General features: G+C 59.1%; 23 protein-coding genes. 12 read left to right on the forward strand and 11 right to left on the reverse strand.

From position 1 onward, the window contains the following. Positions 1–163: 163 nt before the first annotated feature. Positions 164–1,537: a nucleotide 5'-monophosphate nucleosidase PpnN gene (gene ppnN / locus HU727_RS20365; RefSeq protein WP_186533337.1), complete on the reverse strand. Its 1,374-nt coding sequence runs from the start codon at positions 1,535–1,537 to the stop codon at positions 164–166. Between the two features lie 222 nt (positions 1,538–1,759). Between ppnN and HU727_RS20370 the strand changes: the two genes are divergently transcribed. Continuing rightward, complete coding sequence (locus HU727_RS20370) at positions 1,760–2,287, forward strand: DUF3087 family protein (protein WP_186533336.1); 528 nt, start codon at positions 1,760–1,762, stop codon at positions 2,285–2,287. On the opposite strand, the gene HU727_RS20375 is transcribed toward HU727_RS20370, so the two are convergent. Further along, complete coding sequence (locus HU727_RS20375; protein ID WP_186533335.1) at positions 2,284–2,670, reverse strand: DUF2784 domain-containing protein; 387 nt, start codon at positions 2,668–2,670, stop codon at positions 2,284–2,286. The genes HU727_RS20370 and HU727_RS20375 overlap by 4 nt on opposite strands. 127 nt (positions 2,671–2,797) lie before the next feature. Here HU727_RS20375 and HU727_RS20380 point away from each other — a divergent pair, with 127 nt between their 5' ends. After that, complete coding sequence (locus HU727_RS20380) at positions 2,798–2,944, forward strand: hypothetical protein (protein WP_186533334.1); 147 nt, start codon at positions 2,798–2,800, stop codon at positions 2,942–2,944. 44 nt (positions 2,945–2,988) lie between these two features. Here the strand turns inward: HU727_RS20380 and HU727_RS20385 are convergent, their stop codons facing one another. Then, positions 2,989–3,261, reverse strand: coding sequence for a hypothetical protein (locus HU727_RS20385; protein ID WP_186533333.1), 273 nt, complete (start codon positions 3,259–3,261; stop codon positions 2,989–2,991). 413 nt (positions 3,262–3,674) lie between these two features. On the opposite strand from HU727_RS20385, the gene HU727_RS20390 reads away from it, so the two are divergent. Then, positions 3,675–4,574 carry a polysaccharide deacetylase family protein gene (locus HU727_RS20390; RefSeq protein ID WP_186533332.1) on the forward strand — a complete coding sequence of 300 codons (900 nt, stop codon included), beginning with the start codon at positions 3,675–3,677 and terminating at the stop codon, positions 4,572–4,574. A 103-nt stretch (positions 4,575–4,677) separates the two neighbouring features. Beyond that, positions 4,678–4,920, forward strand: a complete 243-nt coding sequence (locus tag HU727_RS20395) for a DUF1652 domain-containing protein (protein WP_186533331.1) — start codon at positions 4,678–4,680, stop codon at positions 4,918–4,920. Positions 4,921–4,923: 3 nt separating this feature from the next. On the opposite strand, the gene HU727_RS20400 is transcribed toward HU727_RS20395, so the two are convergent. Further along, the gene (locus HU727_RS20400) at positions 4,924–5,286 is read right to left on the reverse strand and encodes an NUDIX hydrolase (RefSeq protein WP_186533330.1); all 363 of its coding nucleotides are present in this window, start codon (positions 5,284–5,286) and stop codon (positions 4,924–4,926) included. Between the two features lie 219 nt (positions 5,287–5,505). Between HU727_RS20400 and HU727_RS20405 the strand changes: the two genes are divergently transcribed. Next, a complete protein-coding gene (locus HU727_RS20405; RefSeq protein WP_186533329.1) occupies positions 5,506–5,703 on the forward strand; it encodes a DUF2188 domain-containing protein in 198 nt (65 codons plus the stop codon). A 53-nt stretch (positions 5,704–5,756) separates the two neighbouring features. Here the strand turns inward: HU727_RS20405 and HU727_RS20410 are convergent, their stop codons facing one another. Then, positions 5,757–5,996, reverse strand: coding sequence for a hypothetical protein (locus tag HU727_RS20410; protein WP_186533328.1), 240 nt, complete (start codon positions 5,994–5,996; stop codon positions 5,757–5,759). 187 nt (positions 5,997–6,183) lie between these two features. Here HU727_RS20410 and HU727_RS20415 point away from each other — a divergent pair, with 187 nt between their 5' ends. Beyond that, complete coding sequence (locus HU727_RS20415) at positions 6,184–6,519, forward strand: hypothetical protein (protein ID WP_186533327.1); 336 nt, start codon at positions 6,184–6,186, stop codon at positions 6,517–6,519. A gap of 57 nt (positions 6,520–6,576) precedes the next feature. Here HU727_RS20415 and HU727_RS20420 read toward each other — a convergent pair whose 3' ends face one another. Further along, positions 6,577–6,858 (reverse strand): Rho-binding antiterminator, encoded by a 282-nt coding sequence (locus HU727_RS20420; protein ID WP_186533326.1) that lies wholly within the window; start codon positions 6,856–6,858, stop codon positions 6,577–6,579. A gap of 256 nt (positions 6,859–7,114) precedes the next feature. On the opposite strand from HU727_RS20420, the gene HU727_RS20425 reads away from it, so the two are divergent. Further along, a complete protein-coding gene (locus tag HU727_RS20425) occupies positions 7,115–7,720 on the forward strand; it encodes a DUF6338 family protein (RefSeq protein WP_186533325.1) in 606 nt (201 codons plus the stop codon). 125 nt (positions 7,721–7,845) lie between these two features. Here HU727_RS20425 and HU727_RS20430 read toward each other — a convergent pair whose 3' ends face one another. Next, positions 7,846–8,745: a LysR family transcriptional regulator gene (locus HU727_RS20430; RefSeq protein WP_186533324.1), complete on the reverse strand. Its 900-nt coding sequence runs from the start codon at positions 8,743–8,745 to the stop codon at positions 7,846–7,848. Positions 8,746–8,865: 120 nt separating this feature from the next. On the opposite strand from HU727_RS20430, the gene HU727_RS20435 reads away from it, so the two are divergent. After that, positions 8,866–10,233, forward strand: a complete 1,368-nt coding sequence (locus HU727_RS20435; protein WP_186533323.1) for an MFS transporter — start codon at positions 8,866–8,868, stop codon at positions 10,231–10,233. 28 nt (positions 10,234–10,261) lie between these two features. Then, entirely contained in the window at positions 10,262–11,536 is a 1,275-nt protein-coding gene (locus HU727_RS20440) for a glucarate dehydratase family protein (protein WP_186533322.1), read from the forward strand. A 112-nt stretch (positions 11,537–11,648) separates the two neighbouring features. Here HU727_RS20440 and HU727_RS20445 read toward each other — a convergent pair whose 3' ends face one another. Beyond that, positions 11,649–12,533 carry a LysR substrate-binding domain-containing protein gene (locus HU727_RS20445; protein ID WP_186533321.1) on the reverse strand — a complete coding sequence of 295 codons (885 nt, stop codon included), beginning with the start codon at positions 12,531–12,533 and terminating at the stop codon, positions 11,649–11,651. A gap of 156 nt (positions 12,534–12,689) precedes the next feature. Here HU727_RS20445 and ydiJ point away from each other — a divergent pair, with 156 nt between their 5' ends. Beyond that, positions 12,690–15,716: a D-2-hydroxyglutarate dehydrogenase YdiJ gene (gene ydiJ / locus HU727_RS20450; protein WP_186533320.1), complete on the forward strand. Its 3,027-nt coding sequence runs from the start codon at positions 12,690–12,692 to the stop codon at positions 15,714–15,716. On the opposite strand, the gene HU727_RS20455 is transcribed toward ydiJ, so the two are convergent. Both HU727_RS20455 and HU727_RS20460 read right to left on the reverse strand, forming a co-directional pair. After that, complete coding sequence (locus tag HU727_RS20455; protein WP_186533319.1) at positions 15,649–16,335, reverse strand: paraquat-inducible protein A; 687 nt, start codon at positions 16,333–16,335, stop codon at positions 15,649–15,651. The two genes, ydiJ and HU727_RS20455, sit on opposite strands and share 68 nt — an antisense overlap. Further along, on the reverse strand, positions 16,332–16,928 hold the full coding sequence (locus HU727_RS20460) for a paraquat-inducible protein A (protein ID WP_186533318.1): 597 nt from the start codon (positions 16,926–16,928) through the stop codon (positions 16,332–16,334). Before HU727_RS20460 ends, HU727_RS20455 begins: the two co-directional genes overlap by 4 nt. Positions 16,929–17,145: 217 nt before the next feature. On the opposite strand from HU727_RS20460, the gene HU727_RS20465 reads away from it, so the two are divergent. Then, complete coding sequence (locus HU727_RS20465; protein ID WP_186533317.1) at positions 17,146–18,315, forward strand: acetyltransferase domain-containing protein; 1,170 nt, start codon at positions 17,146–17,148, stop codon at positions 18,313–18,315. Positions 18,316–18,434: 119 nt separating this feature from the next. Here the strand turns inward: HU727_RS20465 and HU727_RS20470 are convergent, their stop codons facing one another. Beyond that, positions 18,435–19,826 carry an aldehyde dehydrogenase family protein gene (locus HU727_RS20470; RefSeq protein WP_186533316.1) on the reverse strand — a complete coding sequence of 464 codons (1,392 nt, stop codon included), beginning with the start codon at positions 19,824–19,826 and terminating at the stop codon, positions 18,435–18,437. 103 nt (positions 19,827–19,929) lie between these two features. Here HU727_RS20470 and ptrR point away from each other — a divergent pair, with 103 nt between their 5' ends. Further along, positions 19,930–20,808: a putrescine utilization regulator PtrR gene (gene ptrR, locus HU727_RS20475; RefSeq protein WP_186533421.1), complete on the forward strand. Its 879-nt coding sequence runs from the start codon at positions 19,930–19,932 to the stop codon at positions 20,806–20,808. Positions 20,809–20,815 lie beyond the last annotated feature (7 nt).

Genomic DNA, 20,815 nt, shown 5'->3' on the forward strand with positions numbered 1-20,815 from the left:
CCACAGGGGATTGAGGTTATGGACACGATTTGCGCCACACCGCAGATACTGCAGGAGTGAGCCTGCTCGCGATAACGATCTATCAGTCACTTTTGATATTGACTGAACCACCGCTATCGCGAGCAGGCTCACTCCTACATTTGTTATGTGGTAGTCGGAAGAGTTAAGCAACCACGCGATAGCACGGCACATACGCCGCGCCGCCCGGCAGTTTCATCCGGTGTTGGGCGACGAAGGCTTTCAGCAGTGCATCGAGCGGCTGCATGATCGCTGCGTCTCCACGGATCTGATACGGCCCGTGTTCTTCAATCAAGCGAATGCCTTTGTCCTTGACGTTGCCAGCGACGATGCCCGAGAACGCCCGGCGCAGGTTGGCCGCCAGTTCGTGCGGTGGCTGGTCGCGGTGCAACTTGAGGTTGGACATGTTTTCGTGCGTCGGATCGAACGGACGCTGGAAGCCCTCGTCGATCTTCAACAGCCAGTTGAAGTGGAACGCGTCATTGCGCTCGCGGCGGAATTGCTTCACCGCTTTCAGGCCTTGCGTCATTTGCCGGGCGACTTCGGCCGGATCGTCGATGATGATTTCGTAATGCTGTTTCGCCGCTTCGCCGAGTGTGGCGGTGACGAACGCGTCGAGCTGTTCCAGATACGGCGCGGCATGTTTCGGCCCCGTGAGAACCACCGGAAACGGCAGGCCTTCATTGTCGGGGTGCATGAGGATGCCGAGCAGATACAGGAACTCCTCAGCGGTACCGGCGCCGCCCGGGAAAATGATGATGCCATGGCCGACGCGGACGAAGGCTTCCAGACGTTTTTCGATGTCAGGCAGGATCACCAGCTCATTGACGATCGGATTCGGCGCTTCGGCGGCGATGATGCCCGGCTCGGTCAAGCCGAGGTAGCGGCCGCCTTGAATGCGTTGCTTGGCATGGGCAATGGTCGCGCCTTTCATCGGGCCCTTCATCACGCCGGGGCCGCAACCGGTGCAGATGTCTAGGCTGCGCAGGCCCAGTTCATGACCGACTTTCTTGGTGTATTTGTATTCCTCGGTGTTGATCGAATGACCGCCCCAGCACACGACGATTTTCGGCTCGACGCCCGGACGCAGGGTGCGCGCGTTGCGCAGCAGGTGGAACACGTAGTCGCTGATGCCCTGGGAGTTGCTCAGATCAATGCGTTGGCTGTCGAGCTCGTTTTCGGTGTAGACAATGTCGCGCAAGGCGCTGAACAGCATTTCACGGGTGCTGGCGATCATCTCGCCGTCGACGAAAGCGTCTGCCGGAGCGTTCAGCAACTCCAGACGCACGCCGCGGTCCTGCTGATGAATACGGATTTCGAAGTCCTTGTAGGCTTCGAGGATGGTCTTCGCATTGTCGACATGGGCGCCGGTGTTGAGGATGGCCAGGGCGCACTGGCGGAAGAGGGTATAGGTGCTGCCGGAACCGGCTTCGCTCAGTTGCTGGACTTCACGCTGGGAAAGGGTTTCGAGGCTGCCTTTCGGGCTGACCGAGGCATTGATTACGTGTCGTTGGGTCATGCAATGATCCTTAAAACGATGTCATCCAGAATCGGCCGGATGGCATCCGAATAGTATGTATCCATGAATGAAGATGGCACGATCTGCGCTATATCGCCATGTCCCCGTTGGACGCTGAAAAGATGAAAAGGAGCCCCAGCATAGCTAAAACCTGATGCGATGCGATAATGCCCCGGCGAGTTTTTTCCGTTGCGCCTTTTGTCACTCAGGGAAGTCTTTTTGATGTTCGAGATTCAGCCGATGGACCCCGCTACCTTTCGTCAGCAGACCCGACGCAGTACGGTCATCATTGCCGTCCTGTTTCTGGCGCTGGCCATGCTCTTCTCGTCCGTGGCCGTGGCACTGTTCGGTGAGCCTGATGGCGATAATCTTCGATTCAATGTCGGTGGTGTGTTTGCGGCGTTTCTGCTGACGGCAGCGCTGTTGCGCGGGCGTTTCTGGCATCAGACCTGGATGGCTCCGGCGGTGTACAGCTGGCGGCTCAAGCGCAGCCTGATGAGCATCACCAACGTGATGCACCAGGTGACGGCCGGGGTGCAGCGTAGCGATCCGACGGCGATGAAAGTACTGCGCTTTTATCACCTTGGGTTGCAGCAAATGCATGATCTGGACGGTAACTCCAGCGATCATGGGCAACTGCATCAAGAGCTGGACGAGCACAAGGCGCGCATGCAGGCTCTGGGCCTTGATGTAGATCAGAAATGCCTCGATCCGCAATGGCTCGAGGCTCTGAAACCGGCGGGACGTTAAAACGGAATGCGCCTGGCGTGGCGCAGTTTCCACGAGCGAATCAGTCGCGCATACACCAGCACGTTAACCGCCAGTACCACGCTGCCGAGCGCCAATTGAATCTGCGGCGTCAGGCCTGCCGGATAGATGATCGGCCAGATGTAATGCTCGATGAAACCGCCGGCGTACTCAGTTTGCCCGGCTGCGTGACGCATCAGGTTTTCCCAATACGTCAGCGGGCAGGTCAGGTGCAACAATTCGACCGCCACGCCCCAGGCAGCCGCCGGCAAGTGCAGCCACATCAGGCGTGGCCACCTCAATACCAGCAGTCCGCCAAACAGCACGAACAGGATAAAGCACAAGTGAAACAGCACCAGCCCGTCGGCCGCGATTCGATACAGCATGGTGTCTTCCTGGCTTGAAAATGAATGGCGCCATGTTACGCCTAGCGAAGCAAGGTCCGGTGCTAATGTTGGACGAAGAAAGCTGTTCTACGCTTCAAGGATGATGAGCTGGTTTGACGAGGTGAACATGGCAACCGAGCAAACGCGTCCGGACGAGAATGAACCGACAGAGGAAGAGATTGAGCAACAGAAGAGAAGAGAGGAGCAGACCTGGAAACACGATGACAGCCGCGAACTGTCGGACCGTGATCAGGAGCGACCGTTGAAGCCCTGAGCAAGGCAAACGAAAAGCCCCGCGTGAACGGGGCTTTTCGCGTTTCAGATGTCTTCCAGATGCGTGAAGTCCGGGTGTGTTGCCCGATACCCCAGCGTCCTGTCGATCCACGCATTGAGTTCGTTGACCATCACCGGCGCATGGCCGGGGTACCCGTCAAGGGTACTGCGCAAGGTGCGTTCGATGTCGGGCACGTCATGCAGATTTCGGGTCTTGATGTAATGGTCGACAAAACAGTCGAGCTCCAGGCGTTCTGTCTTCGACAGATGGATACACTTCAGGCCTCTGACCTGTTTGATTGCAAAATCGTCGCTCACTTGTTTCTCTGCACAGCTTGAAAGTTATAGAAGGATTCCTGATTTGTTGACGCTTTGGTCAACTGGTATACCAATCGGAAAGGCGGCGCGCATGCTATCCGCAGTGGGCGAAAATGTATGTATGACTGTCGAAATGTCAGACAAGCGGTTGGTTCGATTGGGCCTCTGTTTCGTAGGGGCTGTTTCGCGCTTGAAACAGTATTAGTAACGCGCGCAATTCACTCCGATGGTCACGGCGGGGATTCCCGACACCTCCTTTCAACAAGCCTTGACGCACTGAAAACAAGCACCCGAACCAAACCCTGTGTACCTTATCCAACCTGCGCTCGCGGATCGCAGCGCAGGGATGAATGAAGGCGAGGGAGTTTTGCCATTCAATAACGCGACGGCTGTGGCCGGAGTCAGGGCAAAACATGAAATCCAGATGCAAATTGCTGTGTGCAATGCTCATGGCGCTGGGGCTGGTGGGCTGCATCGCGGCACCTGTCGAAATGACCGCGCAAACCGAAACCCGCCTGAAAACCCGGGCGCCCGTGCGGTTTTTGCTGACATTCGATGATGGCCCAAGCGCTTCGGGCTTATGGAATCCGACAGCAACTGTGCTCGACAGCCTCAAAACCAATGCCGTGCAGGCAAATATCAAAGCCGTTTTTTTCGTGCAGACCCGCGCGCCCAGAGCAGGCGCCAGCGAGATTGGGCGCAGCTTGATGCGTCGTGAGCACGACGAAGGGCATATTCTCGGCTTCCACACGGCCACTCATTGGCACACCAACCATCGCTTGCTTGATCCGCAAGACCTCGAACAGTCGCTGGCCGACGGCAAAACCGACATCGCCGCCATCACCGGATCGCCGCCAAAGCTGCTGCGCCCGCCATTCTGGAACTACGATAAACGCACGTTCGCGGCGTACCAGAAGCATGACTTGCACGTTCTGTTGACAGATCTGAGCGCCAATGACGGCAAGGTGTGGGGTTTCAACGCCAGCCCACGACGTCGTGCGAATATGCTGCGCCAGCTATCCGAGGTGCGCGAGCGCATTGCTCTGGGGCAATTGCCAACTGTCGATGGTGTGATTCCGGTGGTTGTAACGTTCCATGACCTTAATCGCTATACCGCACGGCACACCCGTGAATATTTGCAGATCCTGCTCGATAGTGCGGCGGCCACTGGCGTCAGACTGGCGGCCAAACCGTTTTATGACGATCCTGCCATGCTCGAAAAAGCGGCCCTGGCGCGCACCGTTCAGCAAAGCGCTGAGCCTGTGAGTCTGCCCGGGATGTGGAACTGGATATGGGGGCACGACGCGGACTGAGTGCTTGTGCATTCTGTGATCGGTTTGGCATTTTTGAACGGCAATAAACACTTCGCTCATCTATGCTCGATGGATGGATTTTCCGCCTGCGAGGCGTCCGCCCATGCTTGCCATTGCCGACATTTGCCGCATCGTCGAGTCGGGCTTTCCGACCTACAAGTGTGACTGCACGCCAACCGCGCAAGGGCTGTTGCACATCACGGTCTGTGAGCCGGTCAGCGGGCGCGTCGAATTGTTGCTCGATGGCGTGTCTCCCGAGCACCTCGTGACGATTCGCGACATTTCCAATTTCATCGGTGAGTTGCGCACCGAAATCAGCGCGGGACGCCGGGCCTTCGCCGGCTGACCCTTACAAACGGCGCTGAAACGCCTGCACGATACGGCGTGTGGCATCGTTGGTGTCGAGATTCTGTACGGCGTCCAGCGGATACCAGATGCAATCGATGATCTCGTTTTGCGGGCGCACATCATCGATGTTCACCACTGAAGCCTCGTAAACGTGATGCCGCGTGCTGCCCGCCTGCAGGTCCATCAGATAGAGGACGTCCTCGGCATTCAGCCCGGTTTCTTCCTGCAACTCGCGCACCGCAGCGGCCGCACGGGTTTCTCCCGGCTCGACTTTGCCGCCGGGGAGCGACCAGTGATGGCGGGGTTTGCGCACCAGGAGGATATGCCGATCCTGCTCGCAAATGACGGTAGCGCGTACTTTCATGTGTGACCTGTTTAATGCCTGTCATAAAACTGTAATTGAACTGCAATATTCGAGCCTGGCGCGAATTTAAAGGTTCCCTCTGAATTGGGAGGCTTAACGCAGACGAAAAGTGCCGGAAAATTGACCAGACGTTGCGACATCCGGCCTATATCGGGGCGCAAACCGGGTGTAAGGTGGACGCGTGAAGCTGAAACCACCCTTGGCGGAAAGGAGGTGCTTATGAGCATTCCAATGCTGAACAAGATGCACATGAACGGTTACGACGTGCTCAGCGTAAACAACGGCCCATGGCGGGTTTGCACTGAAGGCGACCGGTTGGCTTCGTTTGCGAGCAGGGAGGAGGCGATGGCCTATGCGGCAGCGCTTCCCGGCTACAAGCCACGCCCCAGGCGCGTCCAGAATCAAAACGCGAGTTGATGGACAGTAACGATGAGCCCCGGTTTCGCCCGGGGCTTTTTTGTGGAATCAAATCAATGAATTTTGATTCGACTGATGGCGCGGGCTTTTACTTCCTTCGCATAGCCTTGCAATCTTTCCTCGTCGTTCTGCAGGATTTCGCAGGATCGCAACACAGTCTGGGCGTCCGCCTCGTTGCCTGATTTGCGCAGCTGTTCAGCAATGCGTTTGAGGTCGACTGCCGACCACCTCAGGTCCGACGCAACACTTTGCAAGTCCCGTTGAAGTTCGTGTTCGTATTCGTTGAGCCGCATGATCACCTCCAGAACAATGTCGGTAGAAAAGAGTAGTCGCATTTTTCCAGGTGCGGACATGTCACCTGACGTTCGGCTTCATCGATGTGAAAAATTGTCCAATAGCGCGTAACGGCGGGGCGTCACGATGGATGTGCAAGCAGTTAAACGTTACATTCACGTTTTTTTGCAGAGCAGGTAAAACAACATGCGCGTTTGGATCGGCAGTCTGGCACTGGCCCTGTTGGCGGGTTGCTCGTTACCGGCGTCGTTGGTGCCGGGCGAGCCAAATCTCAGCAAGACCAGTGAAAAGCCTCCCAGGGACTATGCGGCGTGTTTGTTACCGTTGTGGCAGAAGGACGTCGCCAGGACTTCGCAGACTTCGATTTCGAACGGCTACCGGATCACCGCGCCGAGCGTCATCACAGCCGATGAAATTCTCGATATCGTCAAGTACAAGGACGGCAGCAAAGTGTCGTTGTACCAAGGGCCGCCATGGGCCAAGTCAGGGTCGCTGCGCCAATCAGTGCGTGACTGTCTGTAACGAGCCGCCCGGTTCGCAAAAAAAGGCAGACACCGCAACAGCGGCGTCTGCCTTTTTTCATTTGATCGAGCAACTTGGCTCGTTGAAAACGATGCGCCCGAACTCTGCATCGGCTGCTTGCGGAGTGATCGCGAGCAACTGATCCAGACGAATCTCACTTTGCTCACCAGCCTGCTCGATCTCCATGAACTCTTCCTTGTCGGAGGTGGTGCGAATGGTGATGGCTTTCGCAGCCAGCCGCTGCCCGTCGATCAGCTCGATGTCAAGCTGATAGCCGCGCATGCAAGCGATTTCCAGATAATCGTACAGATCGCAATTGAGTGGTTGATAGCGGGTCATGGGGATACTCCTCTAAGCCTTGCGAGGTCAACGGTGGTCGTCATGTTCCGGGATAGAAATGCACATAAGTTAAGAGGCGTACGGTGCCAGAACGGTCAACGTATCCGATAAACGTTATTTTTATCGCGCTTATAGAAGCAGGCTAAACGCTCGCAATGAGCTGTGACAGTTACCCGCCAGGGTTTTTCTCAGCGTGCACTAGGCTCTTGATGCGAGTCGATGACTGGTTCGCACTTAGTTCAAGGAGCCTCGGATCATGGATGATCTGGTCAAGGAAATCATTCCGTTGTTGCAGTACCTGATCCCCGGGTTTTTATCGACCTGGATCTTTTATTCACTCACAGCATTCAAACGACCGGACACGTTCGGGCAGATCGTGCAGGCGTTGATTTTCACGTTTGTGATTCAGGGGGCCGTGTTGGCGGTCGGCGCTCTGTGTCTGTGGATTGGCTCGAACGGATTTTCTCTTGGGCGTTGGAGCGAACGGGCGCAGACGCTTTGGGCGTTTGTGTTTTCGCTGGCGCTTGGATTGCTGGCCTGCTATCTGGCGACCAACGACAAATTACACGGCTGGCTGCGCAGGCGAAACGTCACGAAACAATCTTCTTACCCCAGTGAATGGTTCAGCATTTTCGCTCAGCACCATCGTCTCGTCACATTGCATTTGAACGATGAAAGGCGTGTGTTTGGCTGGCCCGTGGAGTGGCCACCCGAGTCCGACAGCGGCCAGTTCGTCATGCAGAATCCGTGTTGGCTGGATGCCGACGGAGCAGAAGTGCCTTTTGGCGCTGACTATTTGCTGATAGATTCCAGCCGGGTCAAGTGGGTCGAGTTCGGCCCGAAATTGGAGGTTCCGTTATGACAGCCAGAGCACCGCAACCAATGCCAGACTGGGTGGCGCGTCGTTATACGAAAGATGGCAGGCCAGTGGAGAATGCGCAGCCCAAGGCACCCAGTGCTCCACCTCCGTTGAAGAGCTGATCACTCTTAGCCCCAACCCTCAACCACCGCTCGGCGAATCGCCTCCAGCAACATCGCGAACGCCGGGTTGTCGTTGTTCTCCCGCCAGATCAGATGCAGTTCGCTCTGCACCCCTTCACCCAGATCGATATCGCGAAATACCACATCCCGAAACACCACGCTGGTCGCGCAACGGGGCACCAGTGCCAAGCCCATGCCGGCGTTGACCAGCGCCAGAATCGTCAGCGATGACCCCAGCCACTGCACGTAGTCGGGAGCGACCCGCGCCGAGCGCAGCATGCCGGTCAACAGTTCGTTGAACGGCGGGTAAGCCGCGTGGGAGTACATCAGAAACGGCTGTTTATCCAGATCACTGACTGCTACTTCAGCCGCGTTCGCCAGCACATGACTGCGTGGCACCGCCAGGACAAAGGGTTCGCGCACCAGGCATTCGGTGGCATAGCCTGGTTCCAGCAATGGTGCGCGGGCGATACCCAGATCGATGCGCCGCGCACGCAAGGCTTCATGCTGCTGATACGTGTTCATTTCCGACAGATCGATTTTTACCTGAGGCTGTTTCAGCCTGGCTTCGGCGATGACCTTGGGCAGAAATTCATACACCGCGCTGCCAACGAAAGCGATGTTCACCGAGCCGATGTCGCCTTCGGCAAACCGGCGCGCGGTCACTGCAGCCTGCTGGGCGCGCTCCAGCAGATTTTGCGCTTCGACGAAAAATGCCCGGCCGGCAGCCGTCAGCGCAACGCTCCGTGTACTGCGCGTGAACAGCGCGACGCCAAGATGATGCTCCAGCAACTGGATCTGCCGGCTCAGCGGCGGCTGGGTCATGTTCAGTCGTTCGGCGGCGCGGCGAAAATTCAGCTCGGTGGCGACAGTGGTGAAGCAACGCAGTTGGGTCAGCTCGAACATTGATCTAATCCCGGTATCAATCGAATGCCAGTTTAGATTAGACGGGATCAATGCGCGGCGTCCATGATCGAGCCATTGGTTGAAGTCATCCCTAAAAAAACAACATCGGGAGTCGCCCACTTGAACACCCTTCAGAGTTCACCGGACAGCGCGGTGCTTGCCCGTGCCGCCGCCAAGGTCAAGCGCCACGTTCTCCCGCTGTTCGTGGTGATGTTCATCGTCAACTACATCGATCGGGTCAACATCGGTTTCGTGCGCAGTCACCTTGAGACTGATTTGGGCATCGGCGCAGCCGCGTATGGTCTTGGCGCCGGGTTGTTCTTCATCGGCTACGCGTTGTTCGAAGTGCCGTCCAACATGCTCTTGCAACGTTACGGTGCGCGTGTCTGGCTGACCCGGATCATGTTCACCTGGGGCGCAGCGGCCATGGCCATGGCGTTCGTGCAGGGCGAAACCAGTTTCTATGTGCTGCGCTTTATTCTGGGCGCCGCGGAGGCCGGTTTCTTCCCGGGCGTCATTTATTACTTCACTCAATGGTTGCCGGCTTCCGAACGCGGCAAAACCATGGCGGTGTTTCTCAGCGGTTCGGCGATTGCCTCGGTGATCTCCGGTCCAGTGTCCGGCGCGCTGTTGCACATCAGCGGGCTGGGCATGCACGGCTGGCAATGGATGTTCCTGATCGAGGGCGCCGCGTCGGTAGTGCTTTGCGCGTTCGTCTGGTTCTGGCTGCAATCGCACCCGCGTCAAGCCAGGTGGCTTAGCGAAGAGGAACGTGAAGCGCTGGTTGCGGCGATTGCCGAAGAGCAGCGGGCCCGTGAAGCGGTGCAGGTTGCCAAGCCGTCGATGTTCAAGCTGTTGGCTGACCGCCAGATCGCGCTGTTCTGCTTCATTTACTTCTCCATCGCCCTGACCATTTACGGCGCGACTTTCTGGCTGCCCAGCATGATCAAGAAGATGGGCAATCTCGGTGATTTTCAGGTCGGTCTGCTCAACTCGATTCCCTGGATCATCTCGATTGTCGCCATGTACGGCTTCGCGGCGATGGCCGGCAAGTGGAAATTCCAGCAGGCCTGGGTGGCGCTGACACTGGTGATTGCGGCCATTGGCATGTTCGTGTCGACCATCGGTGGGCCAGTGTTTGCCTTCGTCGCCATCTGCTTCGCGGCCATTGGCTTCAAAGCCGCGTCGGCGCTGTTCTGGCCGATTCCGCAAAGCTATCTCGATGCTCGCATCGCCGCCGCGGTCATCGCGCTGATCAATTCCGTCGGCAACCTCGGCGGCTTCGTTGCGCCGACCGCGTTCGGCATTCTTGAACAAACCACGGGGTCCATCGAGGGTGGCCTGTATGGCCTGGCAGCGACGTCACTGGTCGCCGCCTTGGTGATCTTCTTCGCCCGCACGGCGCCCGGCGCCAAGGGTAAAACCCCGGCAAAGCCTAGTGACGAGGTCGCTTGCGTGGCGACGGCCCGTCCCGCAGCCAGCCACTGAATCGTTTGCCGATCTGAGGAGCGTTATCTTGAAAATCACCCGTGTCAGCGTGACCCCGATTGCCTTTCGCGACCCGCCATTGCTCAACGCCAGCGGTATCCACGAACCCTTTGCCTTGCGGTCGATCATCGAGATTGAAAGTGACAACGGCTACATCGGCCTCGGCGAAAGTTATGGCGATGCGCCGGCGCTGGCGATCCAGCAACAACTGCAGGGGCAATTGATCGGTCTCGATCCGTTCAACCTCAACCAGTTGCGCGTTATCGTGCAGGCCACCGTGGCGGCGAACAAACCGGCCAGCATCGCTGGCGCCGAACTCGCCCCCGGGTCCCACGCCAGCAAAGCGGTGAGCAATGCCTACTCGGCGTTCGAAGTGGCGTTTCTGGATTTGCAGGCGCATTACCTCAATGTGCCCTTGGTGGATTTGCTCGGCGGTGCGCTACGCGATGAAGTGCCGTTCAGTGCTTACCTGTTTTTCAAGTACGCCGAACATATCGACTCGCCTTACAGGCCGGATAACTGGGGCGAGGCGCTGAGCGAGCAGCAAATCGTTGCGCAGGCGGCGCGAATGATCGAGGCGTATGGTTTCAAGAGTATCAAGCTGAAGGCGGGAACCTTGCCGCCGGAACATGAAGTGGCATGCATCAAGGCGCTGAAAAAAGCTTTTCCCGGTTACCCGCTGCGCATTGACCCGAACGGCAACTGGTCGCTGGAAACCTCGATTCGCATGGCCGAACTGCTCGGTGATGACTTGCAGTATTACGAAGATCCGACGCCGGGCCTCGATGGCATGGCCGAACTGCACGAGCGCACCCATCTGCGATTGGCGACGAACATGGTGGTCACCGATTTCGACGAGTTTCGCCGCAGCGTTGCGCAGAACAGCGTGCAAATTGTGCTTGCCGATCACCATTACTGGGGCGGCCTGCGCGACACGCAGACCCTGGCGAAAATGTGCGATGTGTTCGGCCTTGGCGTGTCCATGCATTCCAATTCACACTTGGGCATCAGCCTGATGGCCATGGCGCATGTTGCGGCGGCGGTGCCCAATCTGGATTACGCCTGCGACACCCATTACCCATGGCAAGAGCCGGACGAGGAAGTGATTAAGGGCGGCAAACTGCCAATTGTTGGTGGCTGCGTGAAGATCACCCGCGCGCCGGGGCTCGGGCTGGAGCTGGATCACGATCAACTGGGCAAGCTGCATGGTCAGTACCTGACGTGCGCGATTCGCCAGCGCGATGATGTGCGGCAGATGCAGCGGTATAAACCGGATTGGAAGGCGGTTAAACCGAGGTTTTAAAGTTGTTGCGACTGGCTTCTTCGCGAGCAGGCGCGCTCCCACTTTGAAATACATTCCTCTGCGGGAGCGAGCGAGCCTGCTCGCGAAGCGGCGTATCTTGCGACACAGCCCTTCAGAGTGTATGCACCAGCCAATCCCGAAATGCCTTCAGCGAAGGCAAATTCTCATTGCGCGGTGGATACACCAGGTAATAGCTGCGGCGACTGGTAATCGGCTCCCCCAGTTGCAGCAGCTCGCCCTTGAGCAATTCGTCCTCGACCAGAATCCTCGGTACCAATCCCACACCGATATTGGCCCGGACCGCCTGAATCAGGTGCGAGGTCATTTCGAAACTCGGCCCGATGCGCATGCTGCGATGGGGCAGGCCGCGATCGCTGAACCATTCCGCCCACGCCTGGGTATTGCTGCTGACGTTGAGCAGCAACTGCCCGGCGATGTGCTGTTCGGCATCATCGCGTTCAGCGGCCGACAACTGCGTGCTGGCGATCGCCACCAGCTCTTCGGTATGCAAGGGCAGGGCGGTCAGCCCTGGCCACTCACCGCCGCCGACGCAGATGGCGGCGTCGATTTCGCTGGTATCGAAATCGATGGCCTCGATTCGCGAATGCAAATGCACAGTCATGCCGGGATGCGCCGTGTAGAAATCCTTCAGCCGTGGCAGCAGCCATTTCGAACCAAAGGTCGGCAGCGTCGCCAGACGCAGGCTGTGAATGCCGGACCCAAAGGCCATGGCCTGCAACGTTGCGCTGCGGATCTGCCCGAGCGCTTCGGCGAGTTCGCGCTGGTACATGCGTCCGACGTCGGTCAGCACCACTTGTCGGCCTTCGCGGCTGAACAGGCGCATTCCCAGCATCTTTTCAAGGATTTGCACTTGGCGGCTGACCGCACTCTGCGTCAATGACAGCTCATGGGCGGCGCGGGTGTAGCTTTCATGGCGGGCGGCGGCCTCGAAAGCCAGCAACAGCGACATGGACGGCGTGAGTGTTCGCGGATTCATTCGTAAAACTCATCGATAGCGGGTCGAATTTACGCTTGTTCCATGCCGGGCCAGCAATGAACATGGACGCAATCAGATGGCGGAGCCTGACGCAATCATTCGTTGTGTTCAACTGTTCACCGCCACACAGCCCGATTGACCGAGATAACCTGACCGATGATTGCCCAGCTGTCGCCCGCCAACACCCTGTCCACCGCTTATCAGCAGTTTCTCAATGCCCTTGAGGCGAGCGGTTTTCGCGGTGAAATCAGCGCTGATTACGCCAGTCGCGTGGTGTTGGCCACGGATAACTCGATCTACCAGCGCCTGCCGCAAGCGGCGGTGTTTCCGATGGACGCCGACGACGTGGCGCGGGTTGCACGGTTGATCGCCGACCCGGCGTATCAGCAAGTGGTGATCACCCCGCGCGGCGGTGGCACCGGCACGAACGGACAATCGCTGACAGACGGCATTGTCGTCGACCTGTCGCGGCACATGAACCGCATTCTGGAGATCAACGTCGAGGAGCGCTGGGTGCGGGTGCAGGCCGGCGTGGTCAAGGATCAACTCAACGCTGCGCTGAAATCCGCAGAGCTGTTTTTCGCGCCGGAGTTGTCAACCTCCAACCGCGCCACCGTCGGCGGGATGATCAACACCGACGCCAGCGGCCAGGGCAGTTGCACCTATGGCAAGACGCGCGACCACGTGCTTGAACTCGACATGATCCTGCGCGGTGGCGAGCGTTTGCACGGGAGGGCGCTGGAGGAAAGCGAGCTCGAAGCGCAGTGCGCGCGCGACGATCGTGTTGGGGAAGTCTATCGCTGCGCGCGGCAGATCATTGATGAGCAGGGCGAGCTGGTCAAGGCACGCTTCCCGGATCTCAATCGCTGCCTGACTGGCTATGACCTGGCGCACCTGCGCGAGGCCGACCAGCGCTTCAACCTCAACAGCGTGCTCTGCGGCGCTGAAGGTTCGCTGGGGTTTGTCGTTGAGGCGCGGTTGAACGTGCTGCCGATTCCCAAACACACAATGCTGGTCAACATTCGCTACGCCGGCTTCATGGATGCCTTGCGCGATGCGCGGGCGCTGATGGCGCTAAAGCCGCTGTCGATTGAAACCGTCGATTCCAAAGTTCTGCTGCTGGCGATGCAGGACATCGTCTGGCATGGCGTCGCCGAATATTTCCCGCAAAGCGTCGAGCGCCCGACCCTGGGCATCAATCTCGTCGAGTTCTGTGGTGACGATCCTGAAGACTTGCAGCGCCGCGTCGAAACGTTCATCGACCACCTGAAAAATGACCAGACGGTTGAGCGGTTGGGGCACACGCTGGCAGTCGGTCAGGCGGCGGTGAGCAAGGTCTACGGCATGCGCAAGCGCGCAGTGGGTTTGCTCGGCAACGTTGCCGGTGAAGCCCGCCCGCAGCCTTTCGTCGAAGACACCGCCGTGCCTCCACAGCATCTGGCCGAGTACATCGCCGAGCTGCGCGATTTGCTCGACAGCCACGGTTTGCAGTACGGCATGTTCGGCCATGTCGATGCAGGCGTGTTGCATGTACGGCCGATTCTCGACATGAAGGATCCGCAGCAAGCGGCGCTGGTGCGTCCGGTCTCCGATGGCGTCGCCGCGCTGACTCAGCGCTACGGTGGCTTGCTTTGGGGCGAGCACGGCAAGGGCCTGCGTTCGGAATACGCGCCGGCATTCTTTGGCGAGTTGTATCCGGCGCTGCAGGCCTTGAAAGCGGCATTCGACCCGTTCAACCAGTTCAACCCCGGCAAAATCGCCACCCCGGCTAACAGCGGCGCGACGCTGCTCAAGATCGACGAAGTGACCCTGCGCGGCGAAGTGGATCGGCAGATCGACGAGAAAGTCTGGCAAAGCTACGGTGCCGCCATGCATTGCAACGGCAATGGCGCCTGCTACAACTTCGATCCCGATGACGCCATGTGCCCGTCGTGGAAAGCCACTCGCGAACGCGCGCAATCGCCCAAGGGCCGCGCTTCGCTGATTCGCGAGTGGCTGCGCCTGCAGGGCGAGGCGGGTGTCGACGTGTTGTCCGATGCGATTCGCAAACCTGCGTTCTTCAGCAGCTTATGGCGGCGCTGGCGCAACAGCCGCGATCCGTCGGCGGACTTCTCCCATGAAGTGTATGACGCCATGGCCGGTTGCCTGGCGTGCAAGTCCTGCGCGGGGCAATGCCCGGTGAAGGTCAACGTGCCGGAGTTTCGTTCGCGGTTTCTCGAGCTGTATCACGGCCGTTATCTGCGTCCGGCGCGTGATTATCTGATTGCCTCGCTGGAATACAGCATTCCGTACATGGCGCGGATTCCGGCGTTGTACAACGGTTTGATGGGCGCGTCCTGGGTGCGCAATGGGTTGGCGCGTGTCGGCGGCATGGTCGACGTGCCGTTGCTCAGCCGGTTCGATTTCCTCGCGGCGATGCGGCGTTGGCAGGTGCAGCCGGCGACGGTCGCAACGCTTTCTGCGCTGACTGAGGCGCAGCGCGAGCACAGTGTGGTGATCGTGCAGGATGCTTTCACGCGCTACTTTGAAGCGCCGCTGCTGGCTGATCTGGTCGAGCTGATTTCGCGCCTGGGTTATCAGGCGTATCTGGCACCGTTCAGCGCCAACGGCAAACCGCTGCATGTGCAAGGCTTTCTATCTGCGTTCAATCGCGCGGCATTGCGCAACGCTGAGCAACTGCAGGCGCTGGCGCAGACCGGGGTGCCATTGTTGGGGCTCGATCCGGCGATGACGCTGGTGTATCGCCAGGAATATCTGAAAGTGCCAGGCCTGGAGGTATGTCCGCACGTGGCGCTGGTACAGGAATGGCTGCTCAAGGTCATGCCGCAAAGGCTGCCTCAGGAGCAGGCCGAGCCGTTTCGTCTGCTCGCACATTGCACCGAAAAAACCAACGCGCCGGGGGCCACCCGGCAGTGGGAGCAGGTCTTCGAACGGGCCGGTCTGAAGCTGGCGACACAGGCCACCGGTTGCTGCGGCATGTCTGGCACCTACGGCCACGAAGCACGTAACCGGGAAACGTCAGCGGTGATTTACGAGCAATCGTGGGCGCGTCAGGTTCAGGCGCCAGCAGAGCAGGGCGAGGCCCTGGCGACCGGATATTCCTGCCGTAGCCAGGTCAAGCGCCAGTCGGATCAGGCGCTGCGCCATCCTTTGCAGGTGTTGCTTGAGGCGCTGCGTCGCTGACCGATTCGTCCGTGTCCCTGTCCCAGATCAGGCGAGGGTCGAAACTCATCGCCGCGAGCATGGTGAACACCACGACCAGGCCGAAAAACAGAATGCCCGGCCGTGGTTCGATGTCGCCCAGCGCCTGAAATTTCACCAGCGCGGCGACCAGCGCCACCACCAGTACGTCGAGCATCGACCAATAGCCGATCAGCTCGACGAAGCGGTACAGCTTCGAACGCTCTTTGCGCGCCCAGAGGCTGTCTCGCTGCACGGTGACCAAAAGCAGCGTCAGGGCGACGAATTTGATCCCCGGCACGGCAATGCTAGCGATAAAAATGATCAGGGCAATGTCCCACGCCCCGGCTTCCCAGAATTCCAGCACGCCGCTCATGATCGTGCTGTCGGCGCCGCTGCCGAGCATGACGGTGTTCATCACCGGCAGCAGATTGGCCGGTATATAAAAGATCAGTGCGGCCAGCATGTAGGCCCAGGTGCGCGTCAGGGAATTGGTCTTGCGCCGATGCAATGGCGCATCGCAGCGCGGGCATTGGCGTGGTTCGTCGCGCATGTCGCAAGCCAGGCCGCAGCTGTGGCACAGGCAAAGATTGAGTTCGCTGGCAGTGGCGGGCCGCTTCATAGAATGTCCCAGAGTTCGCGGATGTCGCGTCCGGCAATGCGGATCATCATCAGACTCAGCGCTGCCAGGGCGAACAGGCCGATGCCGGGCAGCACGTCCAGCAGGCCGGCGAGTTTAAACACCGCGACCATCGCGCCCAGCAGACACACTTCAAGCATGCTCCACGGGCGCAGGGTTTCCAGCCAGCGCATGCACGGTTTGAAACCCGGCGCCCGGCGCATGACCAGGGCAAAACTCAGCACCCAGATCAACAGAACCAGTTGAAACGCGGGAGCGATGATGATCGCAATCGCCGCAACCATCGCGATGAAAGTGATAGGGCCCTGGCTTAGCGCGAGCACCGAATCCCAGAGGGTCGCGCTGTTTCGCATGCCCTGGAGGCTGATGCTCATCACCGGGTAGAAATTAGCGAACAGCCACAGCATCGCCGCCGTGAGCGTCAGTGCCAGACGTTGCTCGATGGTCAAGCCGTTGAAGCGCTGGAGCACGCTCCCGCAGCGCACGCACAAGGTTTTCTGGTGTCTGGCGAGCGCGACTTTTTCGTACACGCAATCGCAGTGTTCACAGATGATCAGGTGTTGGGTGTTGACCATGGACAACGCTCGACGACAGGCCGCAAGGGTAGGGCAGACTTGTTCACTATAGAAGCCTGTCGCCGATGGGCAACCCAAATGCTGCCAAGCCCAGAGCTTTGCTGAGAATCACTATTGATGAGGCTTGGGTTTGTGCTTGTTGATGTTATAAGATAACGCGAAACCCAAGGGCGACGCTGTCGCTGCTCCGTGTTATCCCCTCGATTGTGAAAGATCCATGACGAATGTGCTTCCTCGTTCTGCCCCTTTAACGACTGGCCGGCTGCTGTCCATTGATGCGCTCAGAGGCCTGGTGATCCTGTTCATGCTGCTCGATCACGTGCGCGAAACCTTCCTGCTGCACCGTCAGGTGTCTGACCCGATGGACATTGCGAGCACTGAGCCGGCGCTGTTTTTCAGCCGCACCCTGGCGCATTTGTGTGCGCCGGTGTTTGTCTTGCTGACCGGATTGTCGGCGTGGTTGTACGGCGAAAAATACGCGGGCAAGGCTGACGTCAGTGCGTTTCTGTTCAAACGCGGATTGTTTCTGGTGGTGCTGGAATTCACCTTGGTCAACTTCGCCTGGACGTTCCAGCTACCACCCAGCGTGATCTATTTGCAGGTGATCTGGGCCATCGGTTTGAGCATGATCGCCCTGGCGCTGCTGGTCTGGTTGCCACGCGCGGTGCTGCTGACCTTGAGCCTGGCGATCATCGCCGGGCACAACCTGCTCGATGCGGTGCATTTCCCGGTGGAATCAGCCATGCATGTGCCTTGGGCGATCTTGCATGACCGTGGCTGGATCGAGGTCAGTGAAACCCTTCGCCTGCGCACCTCATACCCGCTGCTGCCGTGGATTGGCGTGATCGGTCTGGGCTATGCGCTGGGGCCGTGGTTTGCGCGCGGCATGGACGCGGCTGTGCGCCAGCGTCGTTTGCTGACCGTGGGTATCGGTGGATTGCTGGGGTTCGTGGCGCTGCGGTTGATCAATGGCTACGGCGAGAAGCCGTGGGCCGTCAGCGATTCGCTGGTGCAGACCCTGATGAGTTTTTTCAACATCACCAAATATCCGCCATCGCTGTTGTTCATCGCCCTGACCGTGAGCACGGGCCTGTTGCTGTTGCTAGCGTTCGAACGCCTGCAGGCGCATCGCTGGATTCGCTGGCTGACCGTGTTCGGTTCGGCGCCGATGTTTTTCTACCTGCTGCACCTGTACGCGTTGAAGGTGTTCTACGTGGTTGGCGTCGCGCTTTTTGGTCTGAATCAGGGCAGCTATTTCGGGTTTTCGACGGTGGGGGCGGTGTGGCTGGCGGCAGTAATTCTGGCTGTGGTGCTTTTTCCGGCAGTGCGCTGGTTTTCGGCGCTGAAAGCCCGGCGCCGGGACATTAGCTGGTTGAAATATCTTTAAATCGCAGACCTTGTGGGAGCGAGCTTGCTCGCGAAAGCGGTGTTTCAGCCACCGATGTGTTGACTGACCAACCCTCTTCGCGAGCAGGCTCGCTCCCACAGGTTTTTCAGGTGTATGGATTATTTACGATCCAGCCACACGGTCTGCGCGTTGCAGAATTCACGCACGCCGAAGTGCGACAGTTCACGACCGAAGCCGCTTTTCTTCACGCCACCAAAGGTCACGCGTGGGTCGCTGGCGGAGTAGCCGTTGATGAACACGCCGCCGGTTTCCAGTTCGCTGGTCAGTTGCTGGGCCAGCGCCACATTGGCGGTGTAGATCGTTGCGGTCAGACCGAATTCGCTGTCGTTGGCCAGTGCCACGGCATGGGCGCAATCGCGAGCGGTGATGATCGACGCGACCGGGCCGAACAGCTCCTGTTTGAACGAGGTCATGCGGTCGGTGACGCCGCCCAACACCGTGGGTTCGTAGTAATTGCCGGGACCTTCGGACTTGCCGCCACCGAGCAGCAGGGTCGCACCTTCTTCGAGGGTGTCGCGCACTTGCTGATCCAGTTCATCGCGCAGATCGAAACGCGCCATCGGCCCGATGTAGGTGTCGGCCGCCAGTGGATCGCCCATCTTCAACTGGCGGGTGGCTTCGACAAACTTGCGGGTGAATTCTTCAACCACACCTTGCTCGATGATGAGGCGTTTGGCGGCCGCGCAGACTTGCCCGGAGTTCTGGTAGCGACCAACCACTGCCGCTTGCACCGCTTCATCCAGATTGGCGTCATTGAGCACGATGAACGGATCGGAGCCGCCGAGTTCCAGCACGCATTTTTTCAGCGCAGCACCGGCCTGGGCGCCGATGGCCATACCGGCGCGCACGCTACCGGTCAGGGTCACGGCGGCGATGCGCGGGTCGGCGATGGCGGTGGAAACACCTTCGGTGGTGACGTTCAGCACTTCGAACACGCCATCAGGAAAACCGGCGCGGACGAAAGCATTACGCAACAGATACGCGCTGCCCATCACGTTCGGCGCGTGCTTGAGTACGTAGGTATTGCCAGCAACCAGGGCAGGCACAGCACCGCGCAGCACTTGCCAGATCGGGAAGTTCCACGGCATCACCGCCAGAATCGGGCCGAGCGGGCGGTATTCGATACGCGCCTTGCCACCCTCGACCTGAGTGGCTTCGGCGTCGAGCATGGCCGGGCCGTGTTCGGCGTACCACTCGCACAGCTTGGCGCATTTTTCGATTTCGCCACGGGCCTGGGCGATCGGCTTGCCCATTTCCTGGGTGATCATGGTCGCCATGGTTTCAGCCGTTTCACGCAGCGCGCCGGCGAGGGCGGTCAGCAAGCGCGAACGATCCTGCAGCGGCTTGCGCTTCCACTTGCCGAAGCCGAAAGCGGCGCGGGTGAGCGCAGCGTCGAGGGCGGCGGCGGATTCAAATGCGTAGTGCCCGATCTGTTCGCCTGTGGCGGGGTTGATCGAAATGGCGTGGGTCTGGCTGGAAATCTGGCTCATGGCGTCGTCCTGCGTGTTCAGTGGATGGGCCTAGAGTAGGGTGGCGTTTGTTTTCTGGAAACTGAATAATAAAGATCGTTTCTTTCACGATTGGAGAATGAGTGTGGATCTGGTGCAGCTGGAAATCTTCAAGGCCGTTGCCGAGCACGGCAGCATCAGCGCCGCTGCGGCGCAGATCCACCGTGTGCCATCGAACCTGACCACGCGGATCAAACAGCTGGAGCAGGATCTCGGCGTGGACCTGTTTATCCGTGAGAAAAGCCGTTTGCGTCTGTCACCGGCGGGGTGGAGTTTTCTTGAGTACACCCGGCGCATTCTCGATCTTGTGCAGGAAGCGCGGGCCACTGTGGCGGGCGAAGAACCCCAGGGTGCGTTCCCTCTGGGCTCGCTGGAAAGTACGGCGGCGGTGCGCATTCCCGAACTGCTGGCCGCGTACAACCAGCAGCACCCCAAGGTCGATCTCGACCTGTCCACCGGGCCGTCGGGGACGATGATCGATGGCGTGCTCTCCGGGCGCCTGGTCGCTGCATTTGTCGACGGCCCGGTGCTGCACCCGGCCCTGGAAGGCGTACCGGCGTTCGAGGAAGAGATGGTCATCATCGCGCCGCTCAATCATTCACCGGTTGAGCGAGCGGCGGATGTGAACGGCGAAAATATCTACGCCTTCCGTTCCAACTGTTCCTACCGCCACCATTTCGAAAAATGGTTCAGCACCGACGCGGCCGTGCCGGGCAAGATCTTCGAAATGGAGTCCTATCATGGCATGCTCGCTTGCGTCAGCGCCGGCGCCGGCCTGGCGCTGATGCCACGCAAAATGCTGCAAAGCATGCCGGGCAGCGCGACCGTCAGTGTCTGGCCTTTGGCAACCGATTTTCGCTACCTGACGACCTGGCTGGTGTGGCGCCGTGGCACGGTTTCGCGCAGTTTGAGCATGTTTGTGCGTTTGCTTGAGGAGCGCGGCGTGGTGCGAGCAGAGCCTTAATAATTCG

Source organism: Pseudomonas khorasanensis, from assembly GCF_014268505.2.
Classification (GTDB): Bacteria; Pseudomonadota; Gammaproteobacteria; order Pseudomonadales; family Pseudomonadaceae; genus Aquipseudomonas; species Aquipseudomonas khorasanensis.